18 protein-coding genes are annotated in these 18,530 nt (G+C 67.0%); 6 read left to right on the forward strand and 12 right to left on the reverse strand.

The genetic code is table 11. The annotated features are described in order from the left end of the window. Positions 1-61: 61 nt before the first annotated feature. The 5 genes from U1737_RS16690 to U1737_RS16710 all read right to left on the reverse strand — a co-directional run bounded on the left by U1737_RS16690 (position 62) and on the right by U1737_RS16710 (position 3,616). The gene (locus U1737_RS16690; protein ID WP_332797542.1) at positions 62-550 is read right to left on the reverse strand and encodes a GNAT family N-acetyltransferase; all 489 of its coding nucleotides are present in this window, start codon (positions 548-550) and stop codon (positions 62-64) included. Continuing rightward, positions 550-1,179 (reverse strand): tRNA (adenosine(37)-N6)-threonylcarbamoyltransferase complex dimerization subunit type 1 TsaB, encoded by a 630-nt coding sequence (gene tsaB / locus U1737_RS16695; RefSeq protein WP_332797543.1) that lies wholly within the window; start codon positions 1,177-1,179, stop codon positions 550-552. The genes U1737_RS16690 and tsaB overlap by 1 nt, the downstream gene beginning before the upstream one ends. A 140-nt stretch (positions 1,180-1,319) precedes the next feature. After that, positions 1,320-1,913 carry a malonic semialdehyde reductase gene (locus tag U1737_RS16700; protein WP_332797544.1) on the reverse strand — a complete coding sequence of 198 codons (594 nt, stop codon included), beginning with the start codon at positions 1,911-1,913 and terminating at the stop codon, positions 1,320-1,322. Further along, positions 1,913-2,485 (reverse strand): NifU family protein, encoded by a 573-nt coding sequence (locus tag U1737_RS16705; protein WP_187504735.1) that lies wholly within the window; start codon positions 2,483-2,485, stop codon positions 1,913-1,915. The genes U1737_RS16700 and U1737_RS16705 overlap by 1 nt, the downstream gene beginning before the upstream one ends. A gap of 249 nt (positions 2,486-2,734) precedes the next feature. Further along, a complete protein-coding gene (locus tag U1737_RS16710; protein ID WP_248522836.1) occupies positions 2,735-3,616 on the reverse strand; it encodes an aspartyl/asparaginyl beta-hydroxylase domain-containing protein in 882 nt (293 codons plus the stop codon). A 147-nt stretch (positions 3,617-3,763) separates the two neighbouring features. Here U1737_RS16710 and U1737_RS16715 point away from each other — a divergent pair, with 147 nt between their 5' ends. Continuing rightward, positions 3,764-6,670, forward strand: a complete 2,907-nt coding sequence (locus U1737_RS16715; protein ID WP_332797545.1) for a M16 family metallopeptidase — start codon at positions 3,764-3,766, stop codon at positions 6,668-6,670. Between the two features lie 161 nt (positions 6,671-6,831). Here U1737_RS16715 and U1737_RS16720 read toward each other — a convergent pair whose 3' ends face one another. Further along, complete coding sequence (locus tag U1737_RS16720; protein ID WP_332797546.1) at positions 6,832-8,619, reverse strand: AMP-dependent synthetase/ligase; 1,788 nt, start codon at positions 8,617-8,619, stop codon at positions 6,832-6,834. Between the two features lie 136 nt (positions 8,620-8,755). Then, on the reverse strand, positions 8,756-9,448 hold the full coding sequence (gene trmB / locus U1737_RS16725; protein WP_332797547.1) for a tRNA (guanine(46)-N(7))-methyltransferase TrmB: 693 nt from the start codon (positions 9,446-9,448) through the stop codon (positions 8,756-8,758). 208 nt (positions 9,449-9,656) lie between these two features. Between trmB and U1737_RS16730 the strand changes: the two genes are divergently transcribed. Continuing rightward, positions 9,657-9,932: a hypothetical protein gene (locus U1737_RS16730; RefSeq protein WP_332797548.1), complete on the forward strand. Its 276-nt coding sequence runs from the start codon at positions 9,657-9,659 to the stop codon at positions 9,930-9,932. Here U1737_RS16730 and U1737_RS16735 read toward each other — a convergent pair. The 4 genes from U1737_RS16735 to U1737_RS16750 form a co-directional block, all read right to left on the reverse strand. Next, positions 9,929-10,204: a hypothetical protein gene (locus tag U1737_RS16735; protein ID WP_248522841.1), complete on the reverse strand. Its 276-nt coding sequence runs from the start codon at positions 10,202-10,204 to the stop codon at positions 9,929-9,931. The two genes, U1737_RS16730 and U1737_RS16735, sit on opposite strands and share 4 nt — an antisense overlap. A gap of 96 nt (positions 10,205-10,300) precedes the next feature. After that, a complete protein-coding gene (locus U1737_RS16740; protein ID WP_332797549.1) occupies positions 10,301-11,179 on the reverse strand; it encodes a helix-turn-helix domain-containing protein in 879 nt (292 codons plus the stop codon). Between the two features lie 199 nt (positions 11,180-11,378). Further along, complete coding sequence (locus U1737_RS16745; protein WP_248522843.1) at positions 11,379-11,969, reverse strand: response regulator transcription factor; 591 nt, start codon at positions 11,967-11,969, stop codon at positions 11,379-11,381. Continuing rightward, complete coding sequence (locus U1737_RS16750) at positions 11,966-13,612, reverse strand: ATP-binding protein (protein ID WP_332797550.1); 1,647 nt, start codon at positions 13,610-13,612, stop codon at positions 11,966-11,968. Before U1737_RS16750 ends, U1737_RS16745 begins: the two co-directional genes overlap by 4 nt. Before the next feature lie 122 nt (positions 13,613-13,734). On the opposite strand from U1737_RS16750, the gene U1737_RS16755 reads away from it, so the two are divergent. The 4 genes from U1737_RS16755 (at position 13,735) to U1737_RS16770 (ending at position 17,866) form a co-directional block, all read left to right on the forward strand. Beyond that, positions 13,735-13,872, forward strand: coding sequence for a hypothetical protein (locus tag U1737_RS16755; protein ID WP_248522845.1), 138 nt, complete (start codon positions 13,735-13,737; stop codon positions 13,870-13,872). 152 nt (positions 13,873-14,024) lie between these two features. Next, entirely contained in the window at positions 14,025-14,540 is a 516-nt protein-coding gene (locus U1737_RS16760; protein WP_332797551.1) for a sigma-70 family RNA polymerase sigma factor, read from the forward strand. A 51-nt stretch (positions 14,541-14,591) separates the two neighbouring features. Then, positions 14,592-15,509 (forward strand): FecR family protein, encoded by a 918-nt coding sequence (locus U1737_RS16765; protein WP_248522847.1) that lies wholly within the window; start codon positions 14,592-14,594, stop codon positions 15,507-15,509. 2 nt (positions 15,510-15,511) lie between these two features. Continuing rightward, positions 15,512-17,866, forward strand: a complete 2,355-nt coding sequence (locus tag U1737_RS16770; RefSeq protein ID WP_332797552.1) for a TonB-dependent receptor — start codon at positions 15,512-15,514, stop codon at positions 17,864-17,866. A 140-nt stretch (positions 17,867-18,006) separates the two neighbouring features. Here the strand turns inward: U1737_RS16770 and U1737_RS16775 are convergent, their stop codons facing one another. Next, positions 18,007-18,492 (reverse strand): hypothetical protein, encoded by a 486-nt coding sequence (locus U1737_RS16775; RefSeq protein ID WP_332797553.1) that lies wholly within the window; start codon positions 18,490-18,492, stop codon positions 18,007-18,009. Positions 18,493-18,530 lie beyond the last annotated feature (38 nt).

Here is an 18,530-nt window from a genome sequence, read left to right on the forward strand (position 1 = left end):
GTTGCACCCCATGTAGGACGTTCGCGCTGTTGCGAAAAGGGATAGTGACTCGCAATAAGCCTTAACCGGTGATAACTCGCGAATATGTGTGGGCGTCATACGCGACGCCGGTCTTGCCGCGGTAATAGGCACGACGTTCGCCGACCTTGGTGAAGCCGTGCGCGCCGTACATCTTGACGGCCTCGTTGCCCGCACGGACTTCGAGGTGGAGTTTCGCGATGGCGCCGACCGAGCATTCGGCGATCGCCGCACGGATCAGCGCGGTGCCGACGCCGCGGCGACGATAGTCGGGGGCCACCGCGATCAGCAGCAGCTCGGCTTCGTCGGCGACGGTGCGGGTCATGGTGAAACCCGCCGGGAACTCGTCGACGAACGCAAGCGTGAGGTGGACGCCGGTGAGCGCGAGCACGCCAAGGCATTGGCTGCGCGTCCACGCCTCGCCGTAGCGCGGGTCGAACGCCTCGGTCATCAGCGCGTCGACGATCGCGAGATCGCGCGCGTCGCCGGTGCGGAGCGAGACCGCGCGGGTCGCGACTTGGCGGCTGGCCATTATTTCGGGACCGAGGGCTTGGCGTCGGGCGCGCGGCCGTAGATCGGGCTTGGTGCGAGCGTGGTCAGTTCTGGCGGGAGCAGGATCGCGGAGGCTGCGTCAGGGAGCGCTTCGGTCAGGTCGAGGCTCCCTTCGAACTGGGCATCCAGTGCAGCAAGCCAGCGGACGCCGTTGCCGACCGCGCGTCGGCCCGCCAGCGCGGCGAGCGCGGCGTCGGGCTTCAGCGATACCATGTCGGATCGCGGCGACAGATCGGCGGAGAAAGCCTGCATGAAGACCTCGCCATGCCCGCCTTCCATAATCACCGCAATATCGTGGGTTGGTCGGTCTACGAAACCGGCGGCGGCGATGAGGGGCAGTGAGGAAAAGCCGGCGATTTCCGCGCCCCAGCCGAGCGCGAGACCACGTGCGGCGGCGATGCCGACGCGGACGCCGGTGAAGCTGCCCGGGCCGCAATCGACGAGGATGCGGTCGGCGCGGCCGCCGTTAGGGAGCTCGGCGATCATCGGGATGAGCCGTTCGGCATGGCCGCGGCCGACGACTTCGTGCGCACGGGCGATGACGGCGCCGGACTCGATGAGCGCGACCGAGCAGGCTGTGGTGGATGTTTCGATGACTAAGGTGCGCATTGTGTATTCCGTCACATCCCAACGTCCGTCACCCCAGCGAACGCTGGGGTCTCCCGGTTGGCGAAGGCCGTGGCCAGAACCGGGATACCCCGGCTTTCGCTGGGGTGACGGTATTTGGCTAGCGCAGTCGGCTAGCGCGTTCAGGCTATCGTGTTGAACTTCGCGAAGTCGGGGCGCGGCGAGCGGGCGTAGATCGTCGCGGGATCGCCGTGGCCAAGCGTCGAGATGAAGTTGGTCCGCACCGCCGGCGTATCGTGGAAGAACGCCGCGTCGACCTTGCCCGCGTCGAAGCCCGACATCGGCCCGGTATCGAGCCCGAGCATCCGCGCGGCGATGATGAAATACGCACCCTGCAACGAGGAGTTGCGGAACGCGGACGCCTCGCGCAGTTCGGCGTTGCCGTCGAACCACGACTTCGCATCGGCGTGCGGGAACAACTCGGGGAGGTGCTCATGGAAATTGGTGTCCATGCCGATGATCACCGACACGGGGGCGCTCAGGATCTTCGGCTTGTTCTGCGCGCTGCACGCATCCGCCAGCTTCTGCTTCGATTTGTCGCTGACGCACCAGATCAACCGCGCGGGGAGCTGGTTGGCGGACGTCGGGCCCCACTTCATGAGGTCCCAGATCGCGTGCAGCTCGCTCTCGGCGACGGGCTCGTCGGTGTAGCCGTTATAGGTGCGTGCGTCGCGGAAGACGGTGTCGAGAACGCTATCGTCGAGTTTCGCGCGCATCAGACGGCTCTCACTTCGGTGACTTCGGGGACGTAGTATTTTAGTAGCTGCTCGATGCCGTTCTTGAGCGTCGCGCTCGACGACGGGCAGCCGGCGCAGGCACCCTGGAGCTGGAGGAACACCTTGCCCTTGTCGAAGCCGCGATAGACGATGTCGCCACCGTCGTTCGCCACCGCCGGGCGGACGCGCGTGTCGATCAGTTCGCGGATCTGCGCGACGATGTCGGCATCTGCGGGGTCGTCCGACAGAGCGGGCTCGTCGGACGGGACCGAGAAACCGGCGCGTGCAGGCTTGAACAGCGGCATCGCGGCGGAGAAATGATCGAGCAGGATCGCGAGCACGTCGGGCTTCAGGTCCGACCAGGCGACGCCCGGCGCGGCGGTCACCGACACGAAATCGCGGCCGAAGAACACGCCGGTCACGTCGCCGAGATTGAAGATCGCCTCGGCCAGCGGACTGGTCTCGGCCTCCTCGGGGGTGGCGAAGTCGCGCGTGCCGGCGTCCATGACGGCGCGTCCCGGCAGGAACTTCAACGTCGAGGGGTTCGGGGTGGATTCCGTTTCGATGAGCATGCACCGCATGTGGCCCGACGAGCGCGGTGGATCAAGCGCGGAACGGGAAACGGTTTCTTTCGGGGGGTGAGGGGCGGGGGGCTTAACTTAGAGAAGATCCGAACGTCCTCACCACTAAAGTCCGTCACCCCAGCGAAAGCTGGGGTCTCCCGCTGGGACGCGGGTGGCCCGAACCGGGATACCCCAGCTTTCGCTGGGGTGACGGACTTGGCTATGGCGACTGATTATTGGATCATTGATTGGATAAACTCAGACGTCCATCGCCTTCACCGCGGCGTTCCAGCTGCCGATGTTGCGGACCGCGTCCTGGACGAAGGCGGAGCGGCGGACGATGCCGAGGAACAGGTCGGCGATCCACTTGCCGGGGTTGCGCAGGGGGCGTTCGAACTGGATCAGCAGGACGACTCGCGTGCCGTTCGTGTCGTTCCACACCTCATGGTTGTAGGTGTCGTCGAACACCAAGGTCTCGCCTTCGGCCCAGCGCACGACGCGGTCGTGGACGCGCATCCGGACGTCGCCGTCGCGCGGCACGATCAGGCCGAGGTGGCAGGTGATGAGCCCCTTGGTCACGCCGCGATGCTCGGGGATGTGCGTGCCGGGCGCGAGGATCGAGAAGAACGCGCTGTTGAGACCAGGGATGCGCGCGACTGCCGCCGCCGTATGAGGGCAGCGGGCGAGGCTCTCCTCGATCGGATAGCCGTAGCCGTAGAGGAAGAACGATCGCCATTTGTCGACCTCGGCGATCGAGCGATGATCGGGCGAGATCGTCGCGAGGCTGGGCGACGCCTCGCCTTTGAGCGCGACATGTACGGCCTCGTCGCGGATCGCGGCCCAGTTCTCGCGCAGCACCGCGGTCCAGGCGAAATCGCGGACGTCGAGCACCGGATCGTTCGCGACCAGCGAGGACGAGGCGATCATCCGGTCGAATACGCCGCGTAAATGCTTGCCGATGCGGATGATCAAAGGGCGGTTGGCTTCGGCGACCATCGGCGCGCCGGGCCTGGGTGCGCCGGAGATGACGTTCAGATCGGGCACGCGCGCGAGATCAGGCATGCGGGTGCTGCGGCGTACGGCCGGCTCGCCCGAATCTCGCCACAATGAAGACTGCCCCAGTTCCGCTTCGACCGTCATCTCTATCCTGCATCCCGACGCGTCACGGCGCCGATCCCTTTGTTTGAACACGATATACCGCGGGTGTTGGACGAAATGATGGCAGCCGCGACCCCCACCCATGGTGCGACGCTGGCGATGCGCGCGCGGGGACGCTAGAGATGCGCCATGGTATCCTTATCGCGCCTGTATCGCGCTCCCGTCCTGCTACCCGTCCTGCTCGGCCTCGCTATCCCGGCGAGCGGCCAGATGGCAAGTCAGCAGGCCGCCTCCACACCCGCTAAAGAAGCGCCGACGCTGCCCGAGCTGACCGGGATCGATACGACCGCGTGGCTCTACAAGGGCAGCGACCTCACGCGGGACCCGGAGTGGAAGTTCGGGACGCTGCCCAATGGCATGCGGTTCGCGGTGCGCAAGAACGGCGTGCCGCCGGGCCAGGTCTCGGTACGCGTGCGGATCGATGCGGGCTCGCTGAACGAAACCGACAGCGAACGCGGCTTTGCGCATTTCATCGAGCATCTCTCGTTCCGCGGGTCCGAATATGTGCCGGACGGCGAGGCGAAGCGCGTGTGGCAGCGGTTCGGGGCGACCTTCGGGTCGGATACCAACGCACAGACCACGCCGACCTCGACGACGTTCAAGCTCGATCTTCCCTCGGCCACGCAGGCGGGGCTCGACGAGAGCCTGAAGATCATGGCCGGCATGATGGAAAAGCCGACGATCACCGACGCGTCGGTCGCCGCCGAGCGCCCGATCGTGCTGGCCGAACAGCGCGAGCAGCCGGGGCCGCAGGTGCGGTTCGGCGATGCGATCCGCGCGACGTTCTTCGCCGGACAGCCGCTCGCGGATCGCTCGCCGATCGGCAACATCAACACGCTGGAGGCCGCCACCGGCGCCACGGTAAAGGCGTTTCACGATCGCTGGTATCGGCCGGAGAACACCGTCGTCATCATCTCGGGCGACATGGATCCGGCGCTGTTCGGGCGGTTGATCGTCAAGAACTTTGCCGACTGGAAGCGCACCGACCCGGTCGTGCCCGCGCCCGATTTCGGCAAGCCTGACCCGAAGGCGCCGGTCTCCGCGACGGTCGCCGAGCCTGCGATTCCGGCAGTGGTCACGCTCGGCGTGGTCCGTCCGTGGGAGTATAAGGACGACACCGCGATCATGAACCAGAAGCGGCTGGTCGACGTGCTGGCCACCCGGCTGATCAGCCGGCGTCTGGAAACGCGGGCGCGTGCGGGCGGGAGTTTCCTTCAGGCGAGCGTGTCGATCGACGACGTGTCGCGCTCGGCGAACCTGACCAGCGTCAACATCGTGCCGATCGGCACGGACTGGGAAGCGGCGTTGAAGGACGTGCGCGCGGTGATCGCCGACGCGCAGACCAACCCGCCGAGCCAGGCCGAGGTCGACCGCGAATATGCCGATTTCGACACGATCATGCGGACCAGCGTCGAGACCGCGAAGGTCGAGGCCGGCTCGAAGCAGGCCGACGACATGGTCGGCGCGCTCGACATCCGCGAGACGGTGGCGGGGCCCGAGACGTCCTACAAGATTTTGCAGGACGCCAAGGCGAAGGGGATGTTCACGCCCGCCACGCTGCTCGCCTCGAGCAAGGCGATCTTCGAGGGCACCGCGACGCGGGCGCTCGTGAATACGCAGACGCCCGATGCCGGTGCTGCGAACAAGCTGGCGACCGCGTTGAAGGCGGACGTCTCGGGGCTTGCGGGCAAGCGTCGCGCGCAGGCGTCGGTCGATTTCTCGAAGCTGCCGTCGCTCGGCAAGCCGGGGACGGTCGCGAGCCGCGAAAAGATCACCGCGTTCGACATGGAGCAGGTGAATTTCGCGAACGGGACGCGCGTGCTGCTGTTCCCCAACGCGGGCGAGACCGGGCGCGTTTACGTGCGCGTGCGGTTCGGTGGCGGCTATACCGCGATCCCGTCGAACCGGCCGACGCCGGCCTGGGCGGGCGATCTCGCGCTGGTTGCGGGCGGCATCGGCAAGCTCGACCAGGGCGATCTCGACCAGTTGACCGCGGGGCGGCGGATCGGCCTCGACTTCGGGATCGACGACGACGCGTTCACGCTCGGCGCGATCACCTCGCCGGCGGATTATTCGGATCAGTTGCGGCTGATGGCGGCCAAGCTCGCCTTCCCGGCCTGGGATCCGGCGCCGGTGGCGCGTGCGCGAGTGGCGGCGCTGGCCGGGTTTGCGGGGTATGATTCGTCGCCCGATGGCGTGTTGTCGCGCGATCTCGAAGGTCTGTTGCGGGCCGGTGATCCGCGCTGGGGGACGCCGTCGAAGGAGACCGTCGAGGCGCTCAACGCGAAGGACTTCCGTGCGTTCTGGGAGCCGATCCTGAAGACCGGACCGATCGAAGTCTCGATCTTCGGCGACGTGAAGGCGGACGAGGCGATTGCCGCAGTCGCCAAGTCGTTCGGGGCGATGAAGCCGCGGACGGCGGTGTCTACGGTCGGTGCTCCGGTCGGTTTTCCGGCGCATAATACGACGCCGGTGATGCGTGCGCATACCGGCCCGGAGAACCAGGCGGCGGCGGTGATCGCCTGGCCGACCGGCGGTGGGATCGACAACATCGTCGAGGCGCGGCGCCTGGACGTGCTGGCGCAAGTGTTCAGCGATCGTCTGTTCGAGCGGCTGCGGCAGGCGGCAGGGGCGAGCTACAGCCCGAACGTGTCGAGCCAGTGGCCGGTCGGGATGAACACCGGCGGCCGCATGGTCGCGATCGGGCAGGTCGCGCCGGAGAAGGTGTCGTTCTTCTTCCAGATCGCGCGGCAGATCGCGGCCGAGCTGGTGTCGACGCCAATCGCCGCGGACGAGTTGGACCGGATCAAGAAGCCGATGGGGCAGTATATCCTGCGCGCCTCGACCGGGAACCAGTTCTGGTTGCAGCAGCTCGGCGGGGCGACGTTCGACCCGCGGCGGATCGCGGCGACGCAGCGGATCGCTTCGGATCTGGTCGCGACGACGCCCGTGGAGTTGCAGGCGACGGCGGCGAAGTATCTGCGGCCGGAAAAGGACTGGACGATGGCGGTCGTGCCGGACGCGGCGAAGAAGTGAGGTTTGCCCCTCTCCCTGCAGGGGAGAGGGAAGGAGGAGCCGCTTGGCGACGGAAGGGTGAGGGGCTTTGGGATGATCGCCCGAGCCTCACGCCCCTCACGCTCCCACCCGCAAGCACGGGCGGGCCCCTCCCTCTCCCCGGAGGGGAGAGGGCTTAGGTTTTAGGGTTTATACAAGCCGTCCAACCTTTCGCCGTAGACCTGCCGCAACACATGCCGGCGGATCTTCAAACTCGGCGTCAGCTGCTCGTTCTCGATCGTGAACGGGCCATCCGCCAGCACGAAGCGGCGGATGCGTTCGGTTACCGTCAAATCCTTGTTCACGCGTTCGATCGCCGCGCCCAGGGCCGTGCGGAACTCGCTATTCTCCGCCAGCCGCGCGAAGCTGCACGCGTCGCCGTTGGCGGCGCACCATTCCTGCGTCCACTCCGGATCGGGCACGACCAGCGCGACCATGTAGGGGCGTTTGTCGCCGACGATCATCGCCTGGACGATCTCGGGCTGGAGCGTCAGCATCCCCTCGACCTTTTGCGGGGCGACGTTCTCGCCCTTGTCGTTGATGATCAGGTCTTTCTTGCGGTCGGTAATGCGGATCCGGCCGCGATCGTCGATCTCGCCGATGTCGCCGGTGTGGAGCCAGCCGTCCTTCAGCACCTTCGCGGTTTCGGCGTCGTTGCGCCAATAGCCGTGCATGACGAGTTCGCCGCGCACCAGGATCTCGCCGTCCTCGGCGATGCGAACCTCGGTGTCCTTGAGCGCCGGGCCGACCGAGTCCATGCGGACGCCGGCCTGGGGGCGGTTGCAGGATATGACGGGGGCGGCTTCGGTCTGGCCATAGCCTTGCAGGAAGGTGAGTCCGAGCGATTCGAAAAACAGGCCGACCTCCGGATTGAGCGGGGCGCCGCCCGAGATCATCGCCTTCAACCGGCCGCCGAATTTCTTGGAGATCTTCGGCTTGAAGAGCGTGGCGACGGCGGCCTGCATAGGACGGTCGATCAGGCGGAGGCGGCCGGCGTAGCGCTTGCGGCCGATGTCCAGGGCCTGACGCAATAGGTAGGCGGAGGCACCGCCCTGTTTCTCGATCGTCTTCGAGATGCGCGTGCGGAGAACCTCGAACAGGCGGGGGACGACGAACATGATCGTCGGGCGCGTCTCCTCGATGTTGGCGGCGAGCTTTTCGAGGCTTTCCGCGTAATAGATCTGGCCGCCGAGCGAGATCGGGAAATGCTGGCCGCCGGTGTGTTCGTAGGCGTGGCTGAGCGGCAGGAACGACAGGAAGACCTCGTCGTCCCAGCCGAAATCCTCCGAGATCACGTTCGCGCACCCTGCGCAATTGTGGAGGATCGCGCCGTGGTGCTGCATCACGCCGCGCGGCGCGCCGCCGGTGCCCGATGTGTAGATGATGCAGGCGAGGTCTTCGCGGGCGAAGTCGGCGCGGGCGGCGGCGGTTTCGGGGGCGGTCTGGTGCGCGGCGATCAGCGCGTGCCAGTTGTGGAAATCGATTCCGGCGGGGACCTTGATGTCCTCGAGCCCGATGACGGTCTGCGCCTGGTTCGAGCGCACCACCGCGGGGAGCAACGTCCTGGCGAGCTTGGCGGTCGACACGATGATCGCGCAGGCACCCGCATTCTCGATGATGTGGAGGTGATCGCGTTCGGTGTTGGTAACGTAGGTCGGCACGGTGATGCACCCCGCCGCCATGATCGCGAGGTCGCTCAGGCACCATTCGGGGCGGTTCTCGCTGACCAGCATGACGCGGTCGCCGCGCTTCAGGCCGATCGCGGTGAGCGCGGTGGCGAGGCTCGCGACCTGCCGCGCCGCGTCGGCCCAGCTGGTGGCGACCCACGTGCCGCTGGTCTTGGTCCAGAGAAACGGCGCGTCGCCCCTCTCCGCGGCGCGCGCGAAGAACATCGAGACGAGGTTCGGGAATCGTTCGAGCTGACGAGCCATTGTCTCTCCCTGGGCGCACTGATAGCCGATGCGCCTCGTTGGAGCCCTTGTAAGCGAGAAGCCTCATGCCGGACAATCACCGTCCACCGACGAGATGGGCCGAAAGCTTTGGATCGTCGCTGAAAACTGCCCGCCGTCAGGTCCGGATGTACCGGAAGTACCAGACCTCGTGACCCTGCCGCCGCGCCTTGCGTTCGTAGCGCGTCTCGGGCCAGTCGTCGGGGCGGGTGAGGAAGTCGTGTGGGCTTTCGGCCTGCCAAACGAAATCGCGGCGCGCATTCATGATCATCATCGACCAGCGGCAATAGGTCGGGTCGTCGGTGCCGAGCCGGAACTCCGCGCCGGGCTTCAGCTTGGCGGCGATCGTGTCGAGCGGTCCGTGATTGACCATGCGCCGTTTGGCGTGTCGCGCCTTGCGCCAGGGATCGGGGTGCAAAAGGTAGAGACGGTCGAGGCTGGCATCGGGCAAGCGCTCGATGACTTCGAGGGCATCGCCCATATACAGCCGAACGTTGGTCAGCGCCCCGTCGCGGATATGGGAGAGCGCGCCGACCACGCCGTTGAGAAACGGCTCGCAGCCGATGAACCCGATATCGGGATTGGCCGCAGCCTGGGCGGCAAGATGCTCGCCCGCGCCGAAGCCGATTTCGACATGGAGGGAACGGCCATTGCCGTCGGTATCACCGAACAGCGTCGCGGCGTCGAGGGGACCCTCGTCGGGCACCGAAAGGTCCGCAAGCGTTTCCTCGACAAGCGCGGCCTGGCCGAGGCGAAGCTTGTGGCCTTGGCGTCGGCCATAAAGGCGGCGGATAATGGAAGGGTCGTTCATCGCCGCGCGCTCTAACGATCTGCGTGCCGCACGCAAAGCGTCGTCGGCGTGTTTGGGCGGCGGGGGCGTTACAAAAAGAGGAATGCTCGATCACCGAGTACCGCGGCGAGACCATGATGCGCGCGCGGATCCCGTGCGATTCTCGGCGAGTGCGGATTGATCGGTTGCACTCTGGCATTGCCGTGGCGCTTGCCGTACCGGTTTGCGAATGGGCGATCTGGACAGGCTGGTTCCATCGGGAATCATCGAGCAATGGGTCTATCACCTGCGGCGTCAGCGCGCCCGGGCGGCGGATGCGATATGGCTGATCGATCAGGGCTTTACGCTGCATGATGGACATGGCGGCATCCCGCAGCACGACGCGACGACGCGGTGGCGTGCCGAACAAGAGACGGTGGTCGAGGAAGTAACGGCGTTGCTAGCGCTTTACGACGGGATCAACCTGGGAACGGTCGATGCGGACGCTACGCCGACCCTTCGTTAGGATTGATCGCTATAGCATTGCCGCATGAGCCAGCCTGTCATCTGCAAGGATGAGCTCTGCGGCATTTCGGGGTCGGTCATCGCCATGACATGTTCAGCCGACGTCATCATCTGAAGATGCCGGTCGCCGAGAAGGCGATGCGCGGCGCGACCCGCTTCGGTCTTCGAACGCTCGGCAAGTAGTTTTTCCTGCGCGGCACGGTTGCGGTGGTAGTCCGCCCGCTGTTGCCAAGCCTCGGCAGTGGTCAAACGATCTGATCGTTCATGACTCATGCTCATTTCCTAATCTGTAAGACTTGATCTAGATTAGATTATCACACTGCCGGATTATCCCTAGACATTTCGACTAGATCCAGGTTTTGCAAGAAATTATTTGTCGATGCGGCGAAGATAGCGCCGGGGCGTGGTCCCTAAAAAGCGGTTGGCGTCGCGGAGAAAGTGCGACGCATCGAAATAACCAAAGTTCGTGATCGTGGCAAAATCCATCCCGGTCTCCTGAAACCGTTCGAGCGCGGCAATGAAACGGCGGCGCATCAACAGCGTCTTGGGTGGAAAACCGAACCAGCGCAGTGCGATACGGCGAAGATTATGCGGAGTCGTCGCCAATTGACTGGCGGCAGTCGCGGCATCGTCGACGCTACCGGCGTCGATCAGCGCCATCAGTTCTGCGATCAGCGTGGTGGTTGCGACATCGAGCGACGTCATGTCGCGCGCGACCACCGCTTCGGCAAGCCGCGCGATCGCCCTGGTCGCAAGGTCGACGACATGCGAGTCGGCCACGTCGGAGTCGGCCCCGTCCGAACGGGCCGTATCCAAGTCTGCCATAGCGAAGTCGGCGACGTCGTCGAGGCAGGTGATGCCAAGATCGCGCGCGCCGACGATCCGATCGGACATCGTCGCGGCCACGACGGCCGTCAACCGCGACCAGTCCAGCGGACTCAACGGAATTTCGACCGGCGCCGTGCCATCGATCTGCAAGGTGACCGGTTGGCTCGAGGGGCCGACGATGGCGACATCGGGCAGCCGATCGTAATAGCGATTGCGTATCCGCGCGGAGACCCGGGTGCCTTCGGGGATCACCAGGACTCGAGCGGTCCCCGGCAGGCGCGAAATCTCGAAGGCGCCCGCGGACCGGGAACGCATGGTGCCGAGCGCGTCGATCCGCGATCGTAGCTGGCCCTCTACCGATGGTCCCGGGATCAGCAGCCCATCGACGCTTTTGGTCGAGCGCATTGGAAAAACCAGCATCGTCACATCCTACTTCCGGGTGCGCGCGACGACCGTCGACGACCCCCTGCCAAGGCCGACACTTGATCCAGATTGTACAACCGCGAAATGTCCACAGCGCTCAACTTTGAGACATGGAGACATGGTTGCGGCAAAAGAAAGCGCGCCCTTTCCGTCCCTTGGCTGGATGATTGGGGAGCGCTTGCAGCCGCGCGACCGTTCATGAGACGAGCGCGATCAATTGCGCGAGCCCATTGGTACCGGTCTTGGTGACGATCGCCGCACGGTGGTTTTCGATCGTCTTGATGCTGAGCCCCAGCGCGCCCGCAATCGCCTTGTTGCTATGGCCGCGTACCAGCATGTCGAACACCTGGCGTTCCCGGGTCGTCAGCAACGCGGTACGTCGTGTCAGCAGGCGGCGACCGTTCGACCACGCGACCCCTTCGGCAACCGCGGTCAGCAAGCGGTCCTCGTCGATCGGCTTTTCGAGGTAGTCGAGTCCGCCATAGCGTCGCACGCTGTCGACCGCGTTGGCGGTAGTGGGCCATGCGGTCATGAAGACCAGGGCGACGTCGGGATCGAGTTCCCGCACGGCATCGGCAAAGGCGAAGCCGTCCATGTCGCCCATCATCACGTCGGAGATGATGCAGGCGGCAGGGGTGCGCGGATAATCGCGCAGCAACGCGATCGGGTCGACGAACGCCTGTGCGACGTGACCGTGCCGCATCAGCAGGCGAGCAACGCTGGCGCCGAGATCGTCGTCGTCGTCGAGCACGTACACCGTTGCGGGACTGCATAAAGTCAGCGTCATGCGACATACCCGATCGGCGTTTCGGCAAGCGGAAGGGTCACGACATGCGCGATCCGCGCCAGTCCGCGATCGGCGCGGGACAGCGTGCCGCCATGCGCTTCGACGATCGCCTTCGCCACCAGGGAGCCGACGCCCATGCCCTCATGGACGAGGGGGTGATCGGTGCAATGGTTGACGACCGCAATCGCAATCCGGTCGTCGCGGCGCGTCACGGCGATCTCGACCACGCCATCGTCGGTCGCCTGCACGGCATTGCGGACCAGATTGACGAGCGCCTGCGCGATCTCGATCTCCTGCGCCATCACCGTCCATTCGGGATCGACGGGGGCGATACGGATCGCGACGCCCGCCACGCTCGCCTCGGGTCTGGCCAGCGCCGTGACCGTGTCGAGCAGCGTCGCGACCGGCAATAGCGAGGGCTCGTCGACCGCACGACCGCCGAACCGACGCAGGCGGCGGACCAGCGTCGACAACGTCGCGGTCTTGCGCTCGATAAGTCGCGCGGTTTCGGCGATCTCGGGATCGGCGCGGGCACTGATCTCGACCAGATGACGCGCTTCGATCGCGAGCGTGGACAGCGGCTGGCTGATCTCGTGGATCACCGCGACCGACATCGCGCGCAGCGTCTTCAGGCGTTCGGCCTGGAACAGCATCCGGTCGCGCCGCGCCACGGCGGCGAGCGCCCGCGCTTCGGCGTCGGCGAAGCTTCCCGCGAGATAGCCCACCACGGTGACCGCAGCGAGACTCATGTGAAGCGCGAGCCGCTGGTCGACCGGGACCGCGCCGGTCGTCTCGGGCAGCACGAGGATCGCGGTGACAACGATCGCCGCCCACGCCGCGGCCCGTCCGAAGCGCAGCCCGATCCAGGCGATCGCGAGCAGCACCGGGGTCGCGGGCAGCCCGAGGCCGATCGTCGCGAGCGTCGCCACCAGCGCCAGCGACAGGCCGAGCACGAGGATGGCCTCGGCGATGTGCCGGCGCGACGGAAACATCGCCGGCATGACCGTCCGACCGCTCGACAGATCGGCGATCCACAACAGCGGCGGGGCAATCAGCAGGACGCCGAGCATGTCGCCGACCGCGAACCCGGTCAGCGACGCGATGACGTCGCGGACGCTGGCGACGTTGGTGAGGTCGGGCCGGATGATCGACCATGGCAATGCGAACGCAACCGCGGTCAGCGGGGCAAGGACGGAGGCGAGCCCGAGCGGCATCGGCGCGGTCGCCAGGCTGCCGGTGGCACCATCGGCGACCCGGCGCACCACCGCGACCGCGATGCCATACGCCAATACGGGGCTGGCGACGCCGAATATGGCGCGCGGCCATTCGGGTTGGGTGAAGACGACGATTCCGGTCAGGCACTGGACGGCGATCTCGGTGAGCGCCGCAGTCGGCGCCAGGCGCGCGCCAAACCGCCAGAACAGGGCGAGACGCACCCCGGCGGCTGGAAACCAGAGAGAATAATAGCCTGTCCCGCTCCACAGGATCGCCAGCCGGTGCAACGCGAGAAACGCTACGCCATACCCTGCCAGCAACAGCCATTCGCGGTCGCGTGGCAGCCACGACGCGCAATCGGCGCGCGACGGCGCCTGCACGTCGCCATCGGCAACATGATCGGCAGAGGGAAGGGGAACGGATGCCATCTCCGTCTGGATACCGCCAACCGCGGCGCGCAGAAGTAGGGAAATACCCGGATGCAGCGGCGGGCAGCGATAATCGGCGCGCGCAGTCGCCGGTTTTTCCCCGGACCGACCTCGACGAGGGAATGCTGGCGCGTTTCGCCTTCGTGCATCTGCGACCGTCGTTGCATGGCCGGCTGGCGGGGACGGATTCGCATCTGGCAGCGGTACAGGGCGATCATCCCGAGTATCGCCTGGTATCGTGCGGATCGCGGAAGACGTAGTTCCATCCTCGATCAGCAGCCGGGCCTGACCCGGCGGACGCGATTCCGTTCCGACCGCGTTCCGATTGTGCGGGGGGGGCAAGCGCTGTAGGTCTCCCCGCGAACCCGGCGCCGTGGCGCGCCGATCGGCGGCCTATCGACACGGGCGGAACATGGACTCCTCGGGCCTTGAGGCCGTTTTCCTCGCGAACCGCGACACGCTGCTGCGGTTTCTCCGGTCGCTCGGTGCGGGCGATGCGGCCGAGGATCTGCTGCACGAGCTGTGGATGCGGATACAATCGGCACCGACCGGGCCGATCGCGTCGCCGCTGTCGTATCTGTACCGGATGGCGAACAACCTGATGCTCGACCGCCACCGCGCGGTGCGTCAGGCGGAGAAGCGGGATCGGGAATGGACCGAGGCGACCGGCGGCGCTTCGCTCGATCGGTCCGAGGAGCCGTCCGCCGAGCGCGTCGTGATCGCGCGTGAGCAGGCGGCGTTGGCGGAGGCGGCATTGCAGTCGGTCGGGACGCGCGCGGCCGGGATATTTCGACGGCACAGGATCGACGGGGTCGAGCAGCGGACGGTCGCGGCGGAGTTCGGGGTGAGCCTCAGCACCGTCGAGGGCGACCTGCGGAAAGCGTATCGTGCGATGATCGATGCAAAGCGGCGCTATGACGAGACTTGAGTTTTCAAGGTCGTACCGGATCGTCTCCGTCATCGCGTATAGGAGGCCATGATGGCGGAGCATGACGATATCGACGCGCAAGCGCTGGACTGGGTCGTCCAGACCGGCAGCGACGCGTTCGACGACTGGCCGGCGTTCCACGCCTGGCTGGAGGCGGACCCGCGTCATGCGACGGCGTATCATGCGATGTCGGCGGATATCGAGGAGATGGCGGCGGCCGTGCCGGCCGAGGCGGCGGCACCGGTCGTCGTGCCGATGCCGAAGCGGCGTTGGCCGGTCTGGACGGGCGGCGCGATCGCGGCGTCGCTGGCGCTGTTCGTCGGCTATGAGGCGCTCGAAACGCGCGCGCACCCCTATGCGGTCGAGACCGCGGCCGGCGCCATGCGGACGGTGCAGCTCGCTGACGGGAGCAGCATCGCGATGGGTGGTGAGACACGGCTGATGCTCGATCGCGACGACCCGCGGATCGCGACGCTGGAGCGCGGCGAGGCGATGTTCGTGGTCCGGCACGACGATAGCGATCCGTTCGAGGTGAGCGTCGGCGGCGCGCGACTGGTCGATGTCGGGACCGCGTTCGACGTCAAGTACGCGCGTGGCGAGACCCACGTCGCGGTGTCGGAGGGCGCAGTCGACTATAACCCGGGACGCGATGGCATCCGGCTCGTGAAGGGGCAGGGGCTGCTCGTGCGCGACGGCAAGGCGATCGTGACGGCGGTCGATGTCGCCAGCGTCGGATCGTGGCGCGACAGCGTGCTGGCCTATGAAGGCGCGACGCTGGCGGAGGTGGCGGACGATCTGTCGCGCGCGCTCGGCGTCGACCTGCGCGCCGACCCGACCGTGGCGAAGCGGCCGTTCAGCGGCAGCATCGCCACCGCCAAGCTGGTGGGCGATCCGAGGCTGGCCGCGCCGTTGCTGGGGGTGGCGATCCGCAAGCGTGGCGGTCACTGGGTGATGTCCTCGCGCTCGTGAGGATGCGCGGATGTCTGGTCGTCGCGGCGCTCGCCGTCGCCGCTCCCGCGCAGGCGGGGCAGGGGGCGGTCGACCTGCCGGCAGGGCGGCTCGGCGATGCGGTGCTGGCGCTCGGGCGGCAGTCGGGGACGAGCATCGTCATCGGCGATCCGGGACTTTGGGCGCGGCGTGTGCCGGCAGTGCGTGGGCGAATGAGCGCGCGCGGGGCGCTCGACCGGCTGGCGTCTGCGGCGAATGCGGATGTCGTTGCGGCGGGGCCGGTCGGGTGGCGGCTCGTGGCGCGCGCACCGCGTGTCGTGGCGGTTCGGGTGAAGCGGCCGAAGGTCGTTCCCGTCGCCGCACCGGTGGCAGGGGGCGCGGATATCGTCGTGACCGGCAGCAAGCGCGACGTGCGGTTGCGCGATTTCGCGGGTCAGGTGGCGTTGCTCGACGGGGTCGATCTCGCGCTCGGCGGCGCGGGCGGGACCGAGGCGATCCTTGCGCGGCTGGCAAGCGTGTCCTCGACGCATCTCGGCGCCGGGCGCAACAAGCTGTTCATCCGCGGCATCGCCGATTCCAGTTTCACGGGGCCGACCCAGACCACGGTGGGGCAATATTTCGGCGATCTTCGGCTGAGCTACAACGCGCCCGATCCCGATCTGCGGCTGTACGATATCGCATCGGTCGAGGTGCTCGAAGGGCCGCAGGGGACGCTGTACGGCGCAGGCTCGCTCGGCGGGATCATCCGCACCGTGCCGAATGCACCGGAGATGGGCGCGGTGTCGGCGTCGATCGCAGCCGGTCTCTCGGCGACGTGGCACGGCGATCCGGGTGCGGATCTGGGCGTGACGCTGAACGTGCCATTGGGCGAGCGGGTGGCGCTGCGCGTCGTTGGCTACGGCGTCAGCGAGGGCGGGTATATCGACAATCCGGTGCGCGACCGGCGCGACGTGAACCGGACGCGGATCGGTGGTGGTCGCGCGATGCTGCGGCTCGATGCGGGGAATGGCTGGACCGTCGATTTCGGCGGGATCGGGCAATGGACCAAGGGCGACGACAGCCAATATGCCGATCGCGACGCACCACCTCTGACCCGGTCGAGCGCGATCGTGCAGGGATTCTCGGCGGATTACACGATGGGGCAGGTGGTCGTGTCGGGCGCGATCGGCGGGCTGAAGGTCAAGTCCTCGACCGGGATCGTCGGCCAGACGCTGACCGAGCGGTACGACGCGACGCTGCCCGAAGGCGAAGCCCGCGTGTTCGCACAGCGCAATGCGACATCGATGATCGCGAACGAGACGCGGGTCTGGCGGCCGATGCGGAACGGCTTCGGCTGGGTGGTCGGTGGCAGTTTCACGCACAACCGGACGCGGCTGTCACGGTCGCTCGGGCCGGTCGATGCGCCCGCGCCGGTGACGGGCGTGACCAACAGCATCGACGAGGCGACGCTGTACGGCGAGGGGAGCGTGCAACTGGTGCGCGGCCTGATCGCGACCGCTGGCGCTCGGGTCACGCGCGCCTCGCTGGCAGGCACCGGCGAGGACGTCGCGCCGGCGCGGCTAGAGACCGTCGCGCTTGCCCGTGCGCGCGTGACCGCGGACCGGATCGAGACGAGCGTACTGCCGTCCGCCTCGCTGATCGCCGCGGTGCTGCCGAAGGTGTCGCTGTACGGGCGGTACCAGCAGGGATTCCGCCCGGGCGGGCTGGCGATCGAGAGCGATTTCGTGCGGCGGTTCGAGAATGATCGCGTGCGGACGCTGGAGAGCGGCGTGCGCTATGGGCTGGCGGGGGTCGACAGCGCGTATCTGTCGGCGAGCGTCTCGCACACGATCTGGCAGGATATCCAGGCGGACTTCATCGACGCTACCGGCCTGCCGAGCACCGCCAATATCGGCGACGGGCGGATCTGGACGTTCAGCGCGGCGGGTGGGTGGAAGCCGGTCGCCGGGCTGACGCTCGACGCGGGCTTCACCTATAACGACAGCCGCGTGACCGAGCCCAGCCCGGCGCTGTTCGTGGCGCTCGCGCGGATGAGCCAGGTGCCGAACATCGCGCGCTATGCCGGGCGGCTGGGGGCGGATTACCGGCGGGATGTCGGGCGGGATCTGGAACTGCGGGTGTATGGGTGGGCGCGCTATGTCGGACGGTCGCGGCTCGGGGTCGGGCCTGTGCTCGGCGAGGAGCAGGGGGATTATCTGGATACGGCGCTGACGGCGCGGGTCGGGCGGGCTTCGTTGGGGGTGACGCTTGGGGTGACTAACCTGACGGACAGTGTCGGCAACCGGTTCGCGCTGGGGACGCCGTTCCAGGTCGGGAGTGGGCAGATTACGCCGCAGCGACCGCGGACGGTGCGGATAGGTTTGGACGCGGCGTTCTGACGCTGCAATCCTCCCCCTGGCGGGGGAGGTGGCTGGCCTTTGCCAGACGGAGGGGGAGGTAACGATCACATCCGTTGCGTGTCCTCCCCCTCCGTCTCGCTACGCGATCCACCTCCCCCTGGCGGGGGAGAATGAGAGGTTCAGCCGTTTGCCAGCGCGCGCTGGTCGGCGGGGAGCAGCGCCAGCGCGGTTTTGTAGCAATCCTCCACGTGCGAATTGCCGACCAGCTTCATCGCGCCGAAGCTGATCGTCGCGGCCACCGCCGAGCCCGCGAAGGGGATGAATTTCGCCATCGATCCCACCGCGACGCGCGCGCCGACGCGGCGGAGCAGGGCGACGACGATGCGCTTGGTCACCATCCGGCCGATCATCGTGTTGCCGAGGCTCGACGCCATCACCAGCGCCTGCTGCGCGATCTGCGGCTCGAGCTTTTGTACCTGGTCGTGATCGAGGCCGAAGCGCTTGCTGATCTCGGGCAGCAGCTTGGTGAGCAGGCCGATGTCCGCGACGATATCCGCGCCGGGGATCGGCACGACCGCGGCCCCCGCCGACATCATCGAGCGCGTCGTGACGAGGCGCTTGGTGTCGTCGCGAATGCGGTCGAGTTCGGCGATGGTAGTGATCATGCTGGCGTTTCCCTGAAATTATCGAGCCGACAACGCGC

Origin of the sequence: Sphingomonas fucosidasi, assembly GCF_036663855.1 — a bacterium.
Taxonomy (GTDB): domain Bacteria; phylum Pseudomonadota; class Alphaproteobacteria; order Sphingomonadales; family Sphingomonadaceae; genus Sphingomonas; species Sphingomonas faeni_B.